The following is a 14,396-nucleotide window of genomic DNA, read 5'->3' on the forward strand; positions in this document are numbered from 1 at the left end:
TAACAGCGCACCATGTCGATCGACGTCAACAACGAATCCGGAACCGAGGTCGACGAGCAGGCGATCCTCGATGTCGCCCGCTACGCGCTCGCGCGGATGCGCATCCACCCGCTCTCCGAACTCTCGGTGATCGTCGTGGACGCCGACGCCATGGAGCAGTTGCACATCCAGTGGATGGACCTGACCGGTCCGACCGATGTCATGTCCTTCCCGATGGACGAGCTGCGTCCGCCGGTCAAGGACGACGAGGAGCCCCCACAGGGGCTCCTCGGTGACATCGTGCTCTGTCCCGAAGTCGCCAAGACGCAGGGCGAAGAGGCCCCGACACAGCACTCCATGGACGAGGAGCTCCAGCTCCTGACCGTCCATGGAGTGCTGCATCTGCTGGGCTACGACCACGAGGAGCCGGACGAGAAGGCGGAGATGTTCGGTCTGCAGGCCGCGATCATCGACGGCTGGCGGGCGGAGAAGGGCCACACCGGTCCGTCCCCGGCGCCGACCGTCTCATGACCGGTCAACTGATCTTCGGCGCGATTCTGCTGGTCGTCGTCGCCTGGCTGGCGGCGTGCGCGGAGGCGGGCCTGGCCCGCGTCTCCAGTTTCCGTGCGGCCGAAGCCGTACGTTCCGGACGGCGCGGCGCCGAGAAACTGGCGCAGGTCAGCGCCGACCCGACCCGGTATCTCAATGTCGCCCTGCTGGTGCGGGTGTCCTGCGAGATGGCGGCCGGGGTGCTCGTCACCTATGTCTGCCTGGAGGAGTTCAAGGAGACCTGGACGGCGCTGGTCGTCGCCATCGGAGTGATGGTGCTCGTCTCGTATGTCGCGGTGGGCGTCTCGCCGCGCACCATCGGCCGCCAGCACCCGCTGAACACCGCCACCGCGGCCGCGTACGTCCTGCTTCCGCTCGCCCGCATCATGGGCCCGATCCCGCAACTGCTGATCCTGCTCGGCAACGCGTTCACGCCCGGAAAGGGCTTCCGCAAGGGCCCGTTCGCGAGCGAGGCTGAGCTTCGGGCGATGGTCGACCTCGCCGAGCAGGAGTCGCTGATCGAGGACGACGAGCGCCGTATGGTGCACTCCGTCTTCGAGCTCGGCGACACCCTCGTACGCGAAGTGATGGTCCCCAGGACCGACCTGGTCTGCATCGAGCGGTACAAAACGATCCGGCAGGCGCTGACCCTGGCGCTGCGCTCCGGCTTCTCGCGCGTCCCCGTCACCGGGGAGAACGAGGACGACATCGTGGGCATCGTGTATCTGAAGGACCTGGTCCGCAAGACGCACATCAACCGCGACTCCGAGGCCGATCTGGTCTCCACGGCGATGCGGCCCGCCGTGTTCGTGCCCGACACCAAGAACGCCGGAGACCTGCTGCGCGAGATGCAGCAGAAGCGCAACCACGTTGCTGTCGTCATCGACGAGTACGGCGGCACGGCCGGCATCGTCACGATCGAGGACATCCTCGAGGAGATCGTCGGCGAGATCACCGACGAGTACGACCGAGAGGTGCCGCAGGTCGAGGAGTTGGGCCAGGGCCGCTTCCGGGTCACCGCCCGCCTCGACATCGACGATCTCGGCGAGCTGTACGGGCTCGACGAGTTCGACGACGAGGATGTGGAGACCGTCGGCGGACTGCTGGCGAAGGCCCTGGGACGGGTGCCGATCGCGGGCGCGTTCGCGGTGGTCGACCTGCCGGACGGGCGTGCGCTGCGGCTGACCGCGGAGTCCCCGGCCGGCCGCCGGAACAGAATCGTCACCGTGCTGGCGGAGCCGGTGCCGGGGAAGCCCGAGGGGGATGCGGCGGCATGAAGGCACAGGAGTTGAGGGCGTTCTGCCTCGAATTCAACGCTGCGGTGGAGGAGTTCCCGTTCGGGCCCGAGACCTCGGTGTTCAAGGTTCTCGGCAAACTCTTCGCGCTCAGCGCGCTGGACGCCCGGCCGCTGAGGGTGAACCTCAAGTGCGAGCCGGAGATCGCGGTCCAGCTGCGTACCGACCATGCGGCGATCGTCCCCGGCTATCACATGAACAAGCGCCACTGGAACACGGTGACGGTCGGCGAGCTCCCGGACCGGATGGTCCGGGAGCTGATCGAGGACTCGTACGACCTGGTGGTGGCGGGCCTCCCCAAGGCGAACCGCCTCCGCCTGGACCGCGCTTGACCTGGGCGGCCTTTCCTGAGCTGGGGCTCTGGGGCTCCGCCCCGGACCCCGCTGCTCAATCGCCGGAGGGGCTGATATTCCGCTTCCGCAGGCCCAGCCCCACCAGGACCGCCGCTCCCACGACAACCGCCGCGTCCACCGCCAGCACCGTACGGACCCCGTCGAACAGCGAGCCCTGCGTCGTTGCCAGCACACCCAGCAGCGGGATGCCGATGGTGATCCCCACCTGCTGCGTCGTGGTGACCAGCCCCGTCGCCAGGCCCTGCTCCTCGTCCGGCACCCCGGACGTCACCGTCAGTCCGTACGAGATGATCGCGCCCAGATGGCAGACGCTGGCCAGCGAGACGGCGACGGTCGCCAGCAGAGCGCCCGATCCGGTGCCGATGCCGAGCAGCGCGGCGACGAACACGCCCTGGCCGAGCAGCGAGACGACCAGCGTGCGACGGGCGCCGATGCGGCCGATGAGCTTGGGGGCGTACGCACCGGCGAAGGCCGACAGCACGCCCTGGACGCCGAAGACCAGACCGGTCCGGAAGGCGGAGAGCTCCAGCACCTCCTGGAGGTAGAGGGTGAGGACGAAGACGACCGTGCTCATCATCGAGAAGGTGACCAGACCGCCCAGATTCCCCCAGGCCACCGTCCGCCGCCGCAGCATCGGCAGCGAGACCAGCGGGGCGGGGGACCGGGACTCGACCACCACGAAGGCGACCAGCAGCGCGACTCCGGCGATCAGCGTCACCAGGACGTCGACCCCGCCGAAGCCTCGCTCGGCCGCCGTGGACAGGGCGTAGATCACGGCGAGCAGCCCGCCGGTGACGGTGACCGCGCCGGGCACGTCAAGACGCGGCCGCTCCGGGTGCCGGGACTCGGCCAGCAGACCGGGCGCCAGCAGGAGGACGAGCAGCGCGGCCACGGCCAGCAGGCCCATCGTGGAGCGCCAGCCCAGAGTGTCCGTCAGTACGCCGCCCAGCACCATGCCGATGGTGAAGCCCAGGGACAGCAGTGTGCCGCTGATGCCCAGCGCCCGGTCGCGCTGCGGGCCTTCCGGGAAGGTGGTGGTGAGCAGCGACATTCCGGTCGGCACGATGGCGGCCGCGCCCAGACCCTGCAGGGCCCGGCCGGCCAGGAAGGACGCCGGGTCCCAGGCGAAGGTCGCGAGCAGTGAGGCGGCGCCGAAGACGGCGAGACCGCTGAGGAACAACTTGCGCCGCCCGTACAGATCGGCGGTCCGGCCGAAGAGCAGCAGGAAGCCGCCGGAGGGCAACGCGAAGGCGGTGACCGCCCACTGCAGCGCGGACTGGCTCATGCCCAGGTCCTTGCCGAGGACGGGCAGCGCCACATTCAGTACGGAGAAGTCGAGCGCGACCATGAACTGGGCGGCGCACAGGACGAGCAGGATCAGCTTGGCGCGGCCGGAGAGCTTCGGCGGCGCGGTCGCCGCGAGGGTGGGGGCGGAGGTGTCGATTGCCATGAGCAACAGCCTCGGGCTACAGGACTATCCGTGGGGAGCGGGAACTTATCCTGTTGGTCGCACCACCAGGCAGCCAGGCGGACGGACCAGGGGGAGTACGTGGCCATGACGGCCGAGCAGGATGGGATGAAGGCGCACCGCCTCGGCGAGCTGCGCGAGTTCCTGATGAGCAGGCGCGCCAGGGTCAGTCCGGCCGAGGCGGGCCTGCCGGACGGTGGGGCCCGCCGTCGTACGCCCGGACTTCGCCGTGAGGAGGTCGCGGTCCTCGCGGGCGTCGGTGTCTCCTGGTACCAGTGGCTGGAGCAGGGGCGGGACATCACCGTCTCGCCGCAGGTCCTCGACTCGGTGGGCCGGGTGCTGCGGCTGAGCAGCGTCGAGCGCCGCCATCTGTACGTACTGGCCGGGCTCAACCCGCCCGCGCCCGAGGTGGATCCGGGCGACGCCGACATGTGCGCCGGGCTGCGGCGGCTGATCGACGCGTGGATGCCCTTCCCCGCGCACATCATGGACGCGTACTGGAACACGGTCCTCTACAACGACGCGGCGGGGATGGTCCTCGGCATGCGCCCCGAGCTCGTTCAGAACTGTCTGATCGCCTTCTTCACCGACCCCATCTACCGCTCGCGTGCCAAGAGTTGGGAGCAGAACGCGCCCAATGTCGTCGCGCAGTTCCGGGCTGCCTGCTCCGAGCGTCCCGACGACGAGGGCTTCCAGTCGGTGGTCGAGGAGGCGAAGGCGGCCAGTGAGGATTTCACCGAGCTGTGGGAGCGGCGCGATATCGCGCCCGGCGGGCAGGTCCGCAAGGAGATGGAACACCCCCTGGTCGGGGCGCTGTTCGTGGAGTCGACCCAGCTGCGGGTGCCGGCCCGGCCGGATCTGGCGATCGTGATGCATACGCCGCTGCCGGAAGCGGATACGGCCGCGAAGCTGGAGTGGCTGGCGAGCCCGGAGGGCCGGCGCGGCTCGATGTATCCGGTGGCGGGCTGACCTCGGCGTATGTGTATCCTCTGCCCGTTACCGGGGAGGGGGGAAGCTCCCCATGAGCACTTTTGAGCCAGATTCAGGGGAGTACCACTTTCATGCGTACACGTATGCGCCGCGGCGTTGCCGCCGCTCTCACCGTTTCCGTGCTGTGCTTCGCCGCGGCGGCCTGCGGCGGTTCGTCCGACGAGAAGAAGCCGGCCGCCGGCCAGGAGCAGTCCAAGGACAAGGCGAAGGGCGAGGGCGGGGAGGCGCCGGCGCTCACGCCGCTGACCGCCGCGCAGATGAAGGCCGCGACCCTTGAGGTCAAGGACCTTCCCGCCGGCTGGAAGGCCGGCAAGGTCGCCGCCGACAACACCCCGGCCCCGAAGGCCGACAAGCCCGAGTGTCAGCCGCTCGCCGACATGATGGGCGCCAAGGTCAAGGGCGCCACCAAGGGCGGAGACGTCGACTTCAAGCAGGCCGACGGCAAGACCGAGCTGAGCCAGCAGGTCCTCACGTTCGCCGGCGCGGGCGCCGCCGACTTCACCAAGGCCATCGGCACGGCGCTGGGCAGCTGTTCCACCGTCTCCTTCGAGATGGAGGGCGAGAAGACCGCCGTCAAGATCGAGAAGCTCGACCTTCCGAAGGTCGGCGAGGCATCGCACGCCTTCGAGATGTCCATTGAGTTCGCGCCCGGCATCGTGATCAAGGCCGATCTGCTGGTCGCGCACCAGGGCACCGGTGCCACCCGCGTCGCGTACATGAACGAGGGCGGCCCCACGGCGCAGAAGGACTTCGCGGATCTGGTCAAGCGGGTCGGCGACAAGTTCGTCAAGGGCGTCCGGGGCTGAGCCCCTGCCACTCCGACCGGCCGCCCGGCTCCGTGCCGGGCGGCCGATCTATGCTCGCGATATGACGCAGAGCACCGACCTCGACCCCGAGGACCGCAAGATCATCACGCTGGCGCGCAGCGCCCGGGCCCGCAACGGTGTGCCCGAGGGTGCTGCCGTACGGGACGACACCGGGCGTACGTATGTCGCGGGGACCGTGGCGCTGGAGTCGCTGAAGCTCAGCGCGCTGCAGACCGCCGTCGCCATGGCCGTCGCCAGCGGCGCGAAGTCCCTCGAGGCCGCGGCCGTCGTCTCCGAGGCGGACGCCGCCTCCGACGCGGACCGCGCCGCGGTACGTGACCTGGGCGGTCCGGACACCCCGGTGCTGCTCGCCGGCCCCGACGGAGCGCTCAAGTCCGCGGTGGCGGCGGGCTGATGCGCCGAGGTGCTCCAAAGGGAGCACGGCCTCGGCGGGTGTTCGGCTGGGTCGCCCTGGCGGGTGCCGGCACCGTCGGGGCCGGCAGCCTCGTCGAGGCGGCCACGACGGGTGGTGTGGACGCGATGGACGTCTGGCCCTTCGTGGTGGTCGGCTTCGCCGCGGGCGAGCTGCTGAAGGGCTACGGACGCGAGCGCGCGGCGCGGATCGCGCAGGCGGTCGCGAGCGTGCTGCTGGCGGCGGTGTGGCTGGGCGGAGCCGCGGCAGAGGATCTGGCGCTCGGCCGCGGGGCCGACTGGCTGGATCTGGCGACCGGAGTACTCGGCCTGCTGTATGTGGCTGTCGTAGCCGCGATTCTCGCCGACCGGTTCCGTAGGCGTCGGGCCACCAGGGCGGTCTGAAGCCGTCGGGCCGCTCACGGGCCGCATTCCCCGGAGCTTCCCGGACGGGAGTACCGGACGGGAAGCCGGACGGGGAAGCCGGACGGGGAAGCCGGACGGTATGACAGCACCGGTGTAACAGAAATCGGCGTCACCTTTTCCGGTGGCGCCGATTCCCCTTCCGGCCTGCGCAAACGCGGATCTTGACAGTATCTGATGGGTCATCAGACAGCGCATTTCGATTCCATTGACTTCTTTCGGCCGTCCCCTGTCAATGGCCCCCAGCATTCCTCAGAAGGGGGCAATCATGGCTACAGCCACCCGAAGATCCGCCATCCGAAGATCCATTGGCCGCAGGCGACGGTGGACCGCCGCACTGGGGTCCCTCGCCCTGGTCGCGGGCGCGGCATCGCTCGCCGCGCCCGCGAACGCGATGGCCGCCGTTTCCGCACCGGTGGACTTCGCGACCCACTGCGTACCGCCGCCCATCGCCGGTATCCCGCCCATCGACGGCACCACGACCGCCGAGATCACCGTCGACAACGCCGCCCCCAAGGTGGGCGACACCGTCACGGTCACGTACACGGTCACCAAGCCGGCCGCCAGCAACCCGGTCGACCTCGCCCTTCCGGCCGACATCATGACGCCCAGCGGCAAGGTCGCCCTCGGCGGCGCCCAGGCCGGCAGCGTCACGGTCACCGGCCCCAAGAAGAACCCGCCCGTCCCCGGCAAGGGAGCGTTCCCGCCGTTCTCGATGACCGGCACCTTCAAGGTCACCGCGCCCGGCTCGATCACCCTCTCGCCCGGCGACTACAACATCCACACCAGCTACATCATGGAGCTGGACACCCCGTGTACGGTCACCAATCCGCCCGCGCCCGTCTCCCAGACGGTCGTCGCGACGGACGTTCCGGGGGCCAACGAGCGCACGATCCAGCTCGCCACTGCCTCCGGCAAACCCGGTGACCAGGTCACCGTCACCGGCGCCAAGTTCACTCCGCTCGCCGACATCACCGTCGTCGGACGGGCCGGAGCGGCCGAGACAGCCGACAGAATGACCCTCAAGGCCGACGCCACAGGCGGCTTCACCGCGCGGCTCAAGGCCAACGACAAGGCGACCACGGGCATCGTCGCGTACGAAGGCAGTGCCTGGTCGGCGGAGAAGGGCGCGGGCCCGGCGGCGTACACCGTCGTCGACGACACGCCTCTGCCCGGCAACAGCCAGAAGCTCAACACCTCGGTCGCCGCAGGCACTTTGTCCATGTCCCAGGCCGGTGACACCGTCGAGATGTCGGCGGTCGACTTCGGCAAGGGCGGGGCAGCCGCCGGTGATCTGAAGAAGGTGACGGTCAAGGACTTCCGCGGCGGCCCCGCGGGGTGGTCCCTGACCGGCAAGGTCACCGACTTCACCGGGCCCGGCGGGAAGATCGACGCCGGCAGACTCGGCTGGACGCCGGCCTGCACCACCAAGCAGGGCAGTCCCAGCACCTGTGCGGCCGGCTCCGCGGGACCGGTCGGCAGCGCGGGCGCGACCCTCGCCTCCACGCCCAACGGGGCGCTCACCGGAGGCGAGTTCACCGTGGACGCGAAGGTCTCACTGGACGTACCGGCGTACACCGCCCCCGGCGCGTACTCCGCAGTGCTGACCCTCACGCTCACCTAAGTGGTGCCGGCGAGTGAGCCGAAGGGGCGCGCGGGCGTCGAAAGGGAGAACGCGCGGAGGTCCCGAGGAACGGGGGATCGAGCACGATCGACTGCGACATACGGCGCGTACTCGGCAGTGCTGACCCTCACGCTCACTTCAGTGGTCCCGGCGAGTGAGCCGAAGGGGCGCGCGGGCGTCGAAAGGGAGAACGCGCGGAGGTCCCGAGGAACGAGGGATCGAGCACGATCGACCGTCGACACACGCTGAAGGCGCCCCGGAGGCGAACCGAGCCTCAAAAAGAAAACGGACGGGCCGGGCGCGCACCCGGTCGGCCCGCTCGAACTTCCCCGGCACCGCTACGTCCCTGGGGGGCTCCGCACATGCGCAAGCTGTACGTCATCCTGCTGCCCGTCCTGGTCGCGCTGCTGTACGGCGGGTACGGGATCCCGGCCGCCCACGCCGCCGACAACGGCAACTGGTCCGTCTACCCCACCTCCTCCGAACTGGGCCGGCGCCCGTACTTCTATCTCTCGGCCGACCCCGGCACGACCCTCACCGACGAGGTCACGGTCACCAACAAGACCGCCGCCCCACTGACGTTCCGGCTGTATGCCGCCGACGCGTACAACACCGAACGGGACGGCGGCTTCGCCGTACGCACCCAGAAGGAGAAGCAGCGCGGCATCGGCGCCTGGGCCAAGCCCGAGCGCGACCGTGTCACCGTCCCGGCGAACAGTTCGGTCACCGTGCCGTACACCGTGAACCTCCCCGAGGACGCCGAACCCGGTGACCACCCCGGCGCCATGGTTGCCCTCGACGAGCGCCTCAACTCCTCGACGGGCTCGCTCGCCGTCGGCATCCAGCAGGCGGTCGGCGCGCGCATCTATCTGCGCGTGAACGGTCCCACCGTCCCCGCGCTCTCCGTCGAGAACGTCACGCTCACCCACGAGCAGCCCCTGGTGCCCGGCACCGGCGAGAGCAGTGCGCTCATCTCGTACACCCTCTACAACCGCGGCAATGTCACGCTCAACCCCAAGGTCGCCCTCAAGGCGGAGGGCCTCTTCGGCCGCGATCTCCTCAACCGCGATCTGAAGAAGATCCCCGCCGAGCTGCTGCCCCGCCAGAAGATCCGCCTCACCGAACGCTGGGCGGGAGCACCCCAGCTCGAATGGGGCGAGGTCAGACTCACAGCCACCGCACGGGACGTCCGCGAGTCGGCCGGAACCTCCTTCTTCGCGCTGCCCTGGCTGGTCGCGGTGGTGCTGGCGGCGGGCCTGTCGGCGGCCGGGGTGTGGGCCAGAGTACGGCGGGTGAGGGCGCGCGTACCCGAGGGCTCGTGACATCAGGGACAATGGGCGCCATGAGCGCTCGTACCCAAGAGAACAACGCCCCCCACCGGGCCGGCTTCGCCTGCTTCGTCGGCCGCCCCAACGCGGGCAAGTCCACCCTCACGAACGCTCTGGTAGGCCAGAAGGTGGCGATCACCTCCAACCGGCCGCAGACGACCAGGCACACCGTCCGCGGCATCGTGCACCGCCCCGAGGCCCAGCTGATCCTGGTCGACACCCCGGGCCTGCACAAGCCGCGCACGCTGCTCGGCGAGCGTCTCAACGACGTCGTACGTACCACCTGGGCCGAGGTCGACGTGATCGGCTTCTGCCTGCCCGCCGACCAGAAGCTCGGCCCCGGCGACCGCTTCATCGCCAAGGAGCTCGCGGGCATCAAGAAGACCCCGAAGGTCGCGATCGTCACCAAGACCGACCTGGTCGACTCCAAGACGCTCGCCGAGCAGCTGATCGCGATCGACCAGCTCGGCAAGGAGCTGGGCATGGAGTGGGCGGAGATCGTCCCGGTCTCGGCGGTCGGCGGCAAGCAGGTCCAGCTGGTGGCCGACCTGCTGATCCCGCTGCTCCCGGAGGGCCCGATGCTCTACCCGGAGGGCGACCTCACGGACGAGCCCGAGCAGGTCATGGTCGCGGAACTGATCCGCGAGGCCGCGCTGGAGGGTGTACGGGACGAGCTGCCGCACTCGATCGCGGTGGTGGTGGAGGAGATGCTGCCGCGCGAGGACCGCCCGGCGGACAAGCCGCTGCTGGACATCCACGCGAACCTCTACATCGAGCGCCCGAGCCAGAAGGGCATCATCATCGGCCCGAAGGGCAAGCGCCTGAAGGAGGTCGGCACGAAGTCGCGCAAGCACATCGAGGCGCTCCTGGGGACCCCTGTCTTCCTGGACCTGCATGTGAAGGTGGCGAAGGACTGGCAGCGGGACCCGAAGCAGCTGCGGAAGCTGGGTTTCTGACCGTCGGGTCACTGTCCTGGGGCGCCGGCTTCGCATGACACCCGTTATGTCCATAACGGCGTTACGCTGCTGCTGTGCCGCCCCAGGATTCCGTTCGCCGTCGGCTTCTCGACGAGGCCGCCCGCGTCCTCGCCGACGAGGGACCCGCTGCCCTCAGTGCCCGTCGCCTGGTGAGGGCGGTCGGCGCTTCGACCATGGCGGTCTACACCCACTTCGGCTCGATGCCGGCACTCGTCCGCGAGGTGATACGCGAGGGGTTCGAGCGCTTCATGGCGCGTACCGACCTCGTGCGGCCCACCGACGACCCGGTCGCCGATCTGTATGCCATCTGCCGCGTCTACCAGGAGTTCGCCCGCGCCGAACCGAATGTGTACGCCGTCATGTTCGGTGGATCCCAGCTGGCCGGCTTCGAACTCGCCGACGAGGACCGGGAGATGGGCACCTCCATGCTCCGCGTCCCGCACGGTGTCATCCGCCGCTGCACCGCCGCGGGCCGCTTCCGGGACGGCGACGTCTCACTGCGCGCCTGGCAGCTGTGGTGCCAGATGCACGGCCTCGCCCAGTTGGAGCGGGCGGGCTACTTCACTGGCCGGCGCACCCCGGACGAGACCCTGCTGGCTCTCGTCCGGGGCTTCGCGATCGGCCAGGGCGACAGTGTGGAGGCGGCCTCGGCATCCGCGCCCGCCTCCACGTCCGCCGCGCCCGCCTCCGCCCCGGTTACGAACCTTCCTTGAGGACCAGCGAGATCAGCTGCCGCTGCGCGTCGGACAGCCGGGGATCCGCGCAGTAGACGCTGCGCCCGTCCACCGTGATCCGGTAGCTGAACCCGTCCGGCACTCCGTCCGGCGGCGTGCTCCGGCCGCCGGCCATCGCCTGCTCGGCCAGGGCATGCCAGGTGCCCGCATCGGTCCGCCCCGAGGTGTCCACCTCCGCGAACCGTTCGATACCGGCGAAGCCACCTGTGCGCCTTACCTGGATATGCATGGGTCCTGTCTAGTACGCGAACGGCTCAGTTGGTACCCACCCCGACCTGGGACCACGCCTTCAGCAGCGCCTCCTGCTCCTCACCGTCGCCGAAGCGCGAGCGGGCCGCGGCCACCGTGAGGCGGGCGAACTCGGTGAACTGCGCGGTCGTGGAGAGTTCGCCGCCGGTCAGGACGTCGTACCAGATCTGGCCCGCCCGCTCCCACGCATTGCCGCTCAGCGCGGTGGCGACCAGGTAGAAGGCGTGGTTCGGGATCCCCGAGTTGATGTGCACGCCGCCGTTGTCGCGACCGGTTTTGACGTAGTCCTCCATCGTCGCCGGCTGCGGGTCCTTGCCGAGGACGTCGTCGTCGTACGCCGTGCCCGGCTCCTTCATCGAGCGCAGCGCGACGCCCGTGACATTGGGGCCCAGCAGGCCCGCGCCGATCAGCCAGTCGGCCTGGTCGGCGCTCTGGCCGAGGGCGTACTGCTTGATGAGCGAGCCGAAGACGTCCGACATGGACTCGTTCAGCGCGCCGGACTGGCTGAAGTACTCCAGATTCGCCGTGTACTGCGTGACACCGTGGGTGAGCTCGTGTCCGATCACGTCCACGGGCAGCGTGAAGTCCAGGAACAGATCGTTGTCCCCGTCGCCGAAGACCATCCGCTCGCCGTCCCAGAAGGCGTTGTCGTAGTTCTCGCCGTAGTGGACGGTCGCGTTCAGCGGCAGGCCGGAGCCGTCGATGGAGTGGCGGCCGTACGCCTTGAGATACAGGTCGAACGTGGCACCGAGGCCCGCGTGGGCTCGGTTCACCGTGGCGTCCCTGGCGGGCTTGTCGTTCTCGGAGTGCACCTTCTTGCCCGGCACGATCTCTTCGTGCTTGGCGTCGTAGATCGTGCGATGGGGCTTGTCCGACACGGCTCCGGCCGTGCTCGGAGCGAGACCGCGGACGGTGGTGATCCGGCGGCGGGTGCGCTGGAGGGCGTCGTGCTCAAGGGTGCGGGCGGCGGGCTCGGCGATCGTGGGGTCCTCGGCGCGGGCCATTTTGTCGAGGACATGGGGCGGCACGATGGTGCAGAAGACCGGGTTGACCCGGCGGGCGTTGGCGTCCATGCGGGGGACTGTGGCACTGCGTCATCGTGCTGTCACTAGTTGCCACCATGATTAGTGAAATGGAGTGATACGGGGTTTGGGGGCTGCCTCAGTGTGATACGGCACTGTTTGGCCGTAACCGGAATAGTGTCCCGCATACTGATACGGCACCTCCGTCCCCCGCGATGCTCGGTTAGGCTGCTTCCCATCATGCGTTTCGGGCTGCTTCTTCTTAGCTGCCGCGGCGAGGGCCTGTAGTCGTAGGCCGACCCCCTCCCCGCGGGATCTGGTGCTGCTTCGACTCAGTCGGCCGTCCTACTTGCTGGACCCCGAGGAGCCCTACGCAATGTCTGACACTTCCGTCGGTCGCCCCACGCCCGTCACCACCGCGACCCACACGCAGAAGCCGTCCGGGATGCCGATCCACAAGTACGGCAAGTACGAGGCCGTGGACATCCCCGACCGCACCTGGCCGAACAACCGGATCACCGCCGCGCCCCGCTGGCTGTCCACCGATCTGCGCGACGGCAACCAGGCCCTGATCGACCCGATGTCGCCCGCCCGCAAGCGCGAGATGTTCGACCTGCTGGTACGCATGGGCTACAAGGAGATCGAGGTCGGCTTCCCGTCCTCCGGCGAGACCGACTTCAACTTCGTACGCTCCATCATCGAAGAGGGCGCGATCCCCGAGGACGTGACGATCTCCGTCCTGACCCAGGCGCGCGAGGACCTGATCGAGCGCACCGTCGAGTCCGTCGTCGGAGCCCACCGCGCCACGGTGCACCTGTACAACGCGACGGCGCCCACCTTCCGCCGGGTCGTCTTCCGCGGCTCGAAGGACGACATCAAGCAGATCGCCGTGGACGGTACGCGGCTGGTGATGGAGTACGCCGAGAAGATCCTGGGCCCGGAGACGATCTTCGGCTACCAGTACAGTCCGGAGATCTTCACCGACACCGAGCTGGACTTCGCGCTGGAGGTCTGCGAGGCCGTCTGTGACGTCTGGCAGCCCGAGGCCGGCCGCGAGATCATCCTCAACCTGCCTGCCACGGTGGAGCGCTCGACCCCGTCCACGCACGCCGACCGCTTCGAGTGGATGTCACGCAATCTGACCCGCCGCGAGTACGTGTGTCTGTCCGTGCACCCGCACAACGACCGCGGTACCGCCGTCGCCGCCGCCGAGCTGGCGATCATGGCCGGTGCGGACCGTATCGAGGGCTGCCTGTTCGGCCAGGGCGAGCGCACCGGCAATGTCGACCTGGTGACGCTGGGTATGAACCTGTTCAGCCAGGGCGTCGACCCGCAGATCGACTTCTCGCAGATCGACGAGATCCGTCGGACGAGCGAGTACTGCAACCAGATGGAGATCCACCCGCGCCACCCCTACGCGGGCGATCTGGTCTACACCGCCTTCTCCGGCTCCCACCAGGACGCCATCAAGAAGGGCTTCGACGCCATGGAGGCCGACGCGGCCGCCCAGGGCAGGACCGTCGACGAGATCGAGTGGGCCGTCCCGTACCTGCCGATCGACCCGAAGGATGTCGGCCGCTCCTACGAGGCGGTCATCCGGGTCAACTCGCAGTCCGGCAAGGGCGGTATCGCATACGTCCTGAAGAACGACCACAAGCTGGACCTGCCGCGCCGGATGCAGATCGAGTTCTCGAAGATCATCCAGGCGAAGACGGACACCGAGGGCGGCGAGGTCACGCCGAAGGCGATCTGGTCGGTCTTCCAGGACGAGTACCTGCCCAACCCGGACAACGCTTGGGGACGTATCCAGCTGCGTTCCGGCCAGACCACCACCGACAAGGACGGCATCGACACGCTGACCGTCGAGGCGGTCGTGGACGGCGCCGAGACGGTGCTGACCGGCTCCGGCAACGGTCCGATCTCGGCGTTCTTCGAGGCGCTGAACGCGGTGGGCGTCGACGCGCGGCTGCTGGACTACCAGGAGCACACGATGAGCGAGGGCGCGTCCGCGCAGGCCGCCTCCTACATCGAGTGCGCGATCGACGGCAAGGTGCTGTGGGGCATCGGCATCGACGCCAACACCACCCGTGCTTCGCTGAAGGCGGTCGTCTCGGCCGTCAACCGCGCGGCCCGCTAGTCCGCTTCACCGGGCATCTTCACCGCGCCCCCGGCCGCTCCCTCGGGAGCC

The 14,396-nt window shown here is 69.2% G+C and carries 15 protein-coding genes; 12 read left to right on the forward strand and 3 right to left on the reverse strand.

Annotated features, from left to right (window positions below):
* Positions 1-12 precede the first annotated feature (12 nt).
* The 3 genes from ybeY to ACFWDI_RS29250 are packed head-to-tail and all read left to right on the forward strand — an operon-like array spanning position 13 to position 2,155.
* The gene (gene ybeY / locus ACFWDI_RS29240; protein WP_385308433.1) at positions 13-510 is read left to right on the forward strand and encodes an rRNA maturation RNase YbeY; all 498 of its coding nucleotides are present in this window, start codon (positions 13-15) and stop codon (positions 508-510) included.
* Positions 507-1,805 carry a hemolysin family protein gene (locus tag ACFWDI_RS29245; RefSeq protein ID WP_385308436.1) on the forward strand — a complete coding sequence of 433 codons (1,299 nt, stop codon included), beginning with the start codon at positions 507-509 and terminating at the stop codon, positions 1,803-1,805. Before ybeY ends, ACFWDI_RS29245 begins: the two co-directional genes overlap by 4 nt.
* Positions 1,802-2,155, forward strand: coding sequence for an MmcQ/YjbR family DNA-binding protein (locus ACFWDI_RS29250; RefSeq protein ID WP_385308438.1), 354 nt, complete (start codon positions 1,802-1,804; stop codon positions 2,153-2,155). Before ACFWDI_RS29245 ends, ACFWDI_RS29250 begins: the two co-directional genes overlap by 4 nt.
* 55 nt (positions 2,156-2,210) lie before the next feature.
* Here ACFWDI_RS29250 and ACFWDI_RS29255 read toward each other — a convergent pair whose 3' ends face one another.
* On the reverse strand, positions 2,211-3,626 hold the full coding sequence (locus ACFWDI_RS29255; protein ID WP_385308441.1) for an MFS transporter: 1,416 nt from the start codon (positions 3,624-3,626) through the stop codon (positions 2,211-2,213).
* 105 nt (positions 3,627-3,731) lie between these two features.
* Between ACFWDI_RS29255 and ACFWDI_RS29260 the strand changes: the two genes are divergently transcribed.
* From ACFWDI_RS29260 to ACFWDI_RS29295, 8 genes are all read left to right on the forward strand, one after another.
* Complete coding sequence (locus ACFWDI_RS29260; protein ID WP_385308443.1) at positions 3,732-4,613, forward strand: helix-turn-helix transcriptional regulator; 882 nt, start codon at positions 3,732-3,734, stop codon at positions 4,611-4,613.
* A 92-nt stretch (positions 4,614-4,705) separates the two neighbouring features.
* Positions 4,706-5,440: a hypothetical protein gene (locus tag ACFWDI_RS29265; RefSeq protein WP_385308446.1), complete on the forward strand. Its 735-nt coding sequence runs from the start codon at positions 4,706-4,708 to the stop codon at positions 5,438-5,440.
* Between the two features lie 61 nt (positions 5,441-5,501).
* The gene (locus ACFWDI_RS29270; RefSeq protein WP_385308449.1) at positions 5,502-5,855 is read left to right on the forward strand and encodes a cytidine deaminase; all 354 of its coding nucleotides are present in this window, start codon (positions 5,502-5,504) and stop codon (positions 5,853-5,855) included.
* A gap of 38 nt (positions 5,856-5,893) precedes the next feature.
* Positions 5,894-6,256 (forward strand): hypothetical protein, encoded by a 363-nt coding sequence (locus ACFWDI_RS29275; protein WP_385308451.1) that lies wholly within the window; start codon positions 5,894-5,896, stop codon positions 6,254-6,256.
* A 286-nt stretch (positions 6,257-6,542) separates the two neighbouring features.
* Positions 6,543-7,898, forward strand: coding sequence for a beta-xylosidase (locus tag ACFWDI_RS29280; protein WP_385308453.1), 1,356 nt, complete (start codon positions 6,543-6,545; stop codon positions 7,896-7,898).
* A 362-nt stretch (positions 7,899-8,260) separates the two neighbouring features.
* The gene (locus ACFWDI_RS29285) at positions 8,261-9,220 is read left to right on the forward strand and encodes a WxL protein peptidoglycan domain-containing protein (RefSeq protein ID WP_385308456.1); all 960 of its coding nucleotides are present in this window, start codon (positions 8,261-8,263) and stop codon (positions 9,218-9,220) included.
* 20 nt (positions 9,221-9,240) lie between these two features.
* Complete coding sequence (gene era, locus ACFWDI_RS29290; RefSeq protein WP_362680851.1) at positions 9,241-10,182, forward strand: GTPase Era; 942 nt, start codon at positions 9,241-9,243, stop codon at positions 10,180-10,182.
* A 74-nt stretch (positions 10,183-10,256) separates the two neighbouring features.
* The gene (locus tag ACFWDI_RS29295; protein WP_385308459.1) at positions 10,257-10,916 is read left to right on the forward strand and encodes a TetR/AcrR family transcriptional regulator; all 660 of its coding nucleotides are present in this window, start codon (positions 10,257-10,259) and stop codon (positions 10,914-10,916) included.
* Here ACFWDI_RS29295 and ACFWDI_RS29300 read toward each other — a convergent pair.
* Together ACFWDI_RS29300 and ACFWDI_RS29305 are read right to left on the reverse strand one after the other, a co-directional pair.
* Positions 10,900-11,166, reverse strand: a complete 267-nt coding sequence (locus ACFWDI_RS29300) for a protealysin inhibitor emfourin (protein ID WP_385308461.1) — start codon at positions 11,164-11,166, stop codon at positions 10,900-10,902. The two genes, ACFWDI_RS29295 and ACFWDI_RS29300, sit on opposite strands and share 17 nt — an antisense overlap.
* 25 nt (positions 11,167-11,191) lie before the next feature.
* Complete coding sequence (locus ACFWDI_RS29305; protein WP_385308464.1) at positions 11,192-12,259, reverse strand: M4 family metallopeptidase; 1,068 nt, start codon at positions 12,257-12,259, stop codon at positions 11,192-11,194.
* A 325-nt stretch (positions 12,260-12,584) separates the two neighbouring features.
* Between ACFWDI_RS29305 and leuA the strand changes: the two genes are divergently transcribed.
* Positions 12,585-14,345 carry a 2-isopropylmalate synthase gene (gene leuA / locus ACFWDI_RS29310; RefSeq protein WP_385308466.1) on the forward strand — a complete coding sequence of 587 codons (1,761 nt, stop codon included), beginning with the start codon at positions 12,585-12,587 and terminating at the stop codon, positions 14,343-14,345.
* Positions 14,346-14,396: the final 51 nt, after the last annotated feature.

The sequence above is a fragment of the Streptomyces sp. NPDC060064 genome (genome assembly GCF_042736455.1).
Taxonomy (GTDB): Bacteria; Actinomycetota; Actinomycetes; order Streptomycetales; family Streptomycetaceae; genus Streptomyces.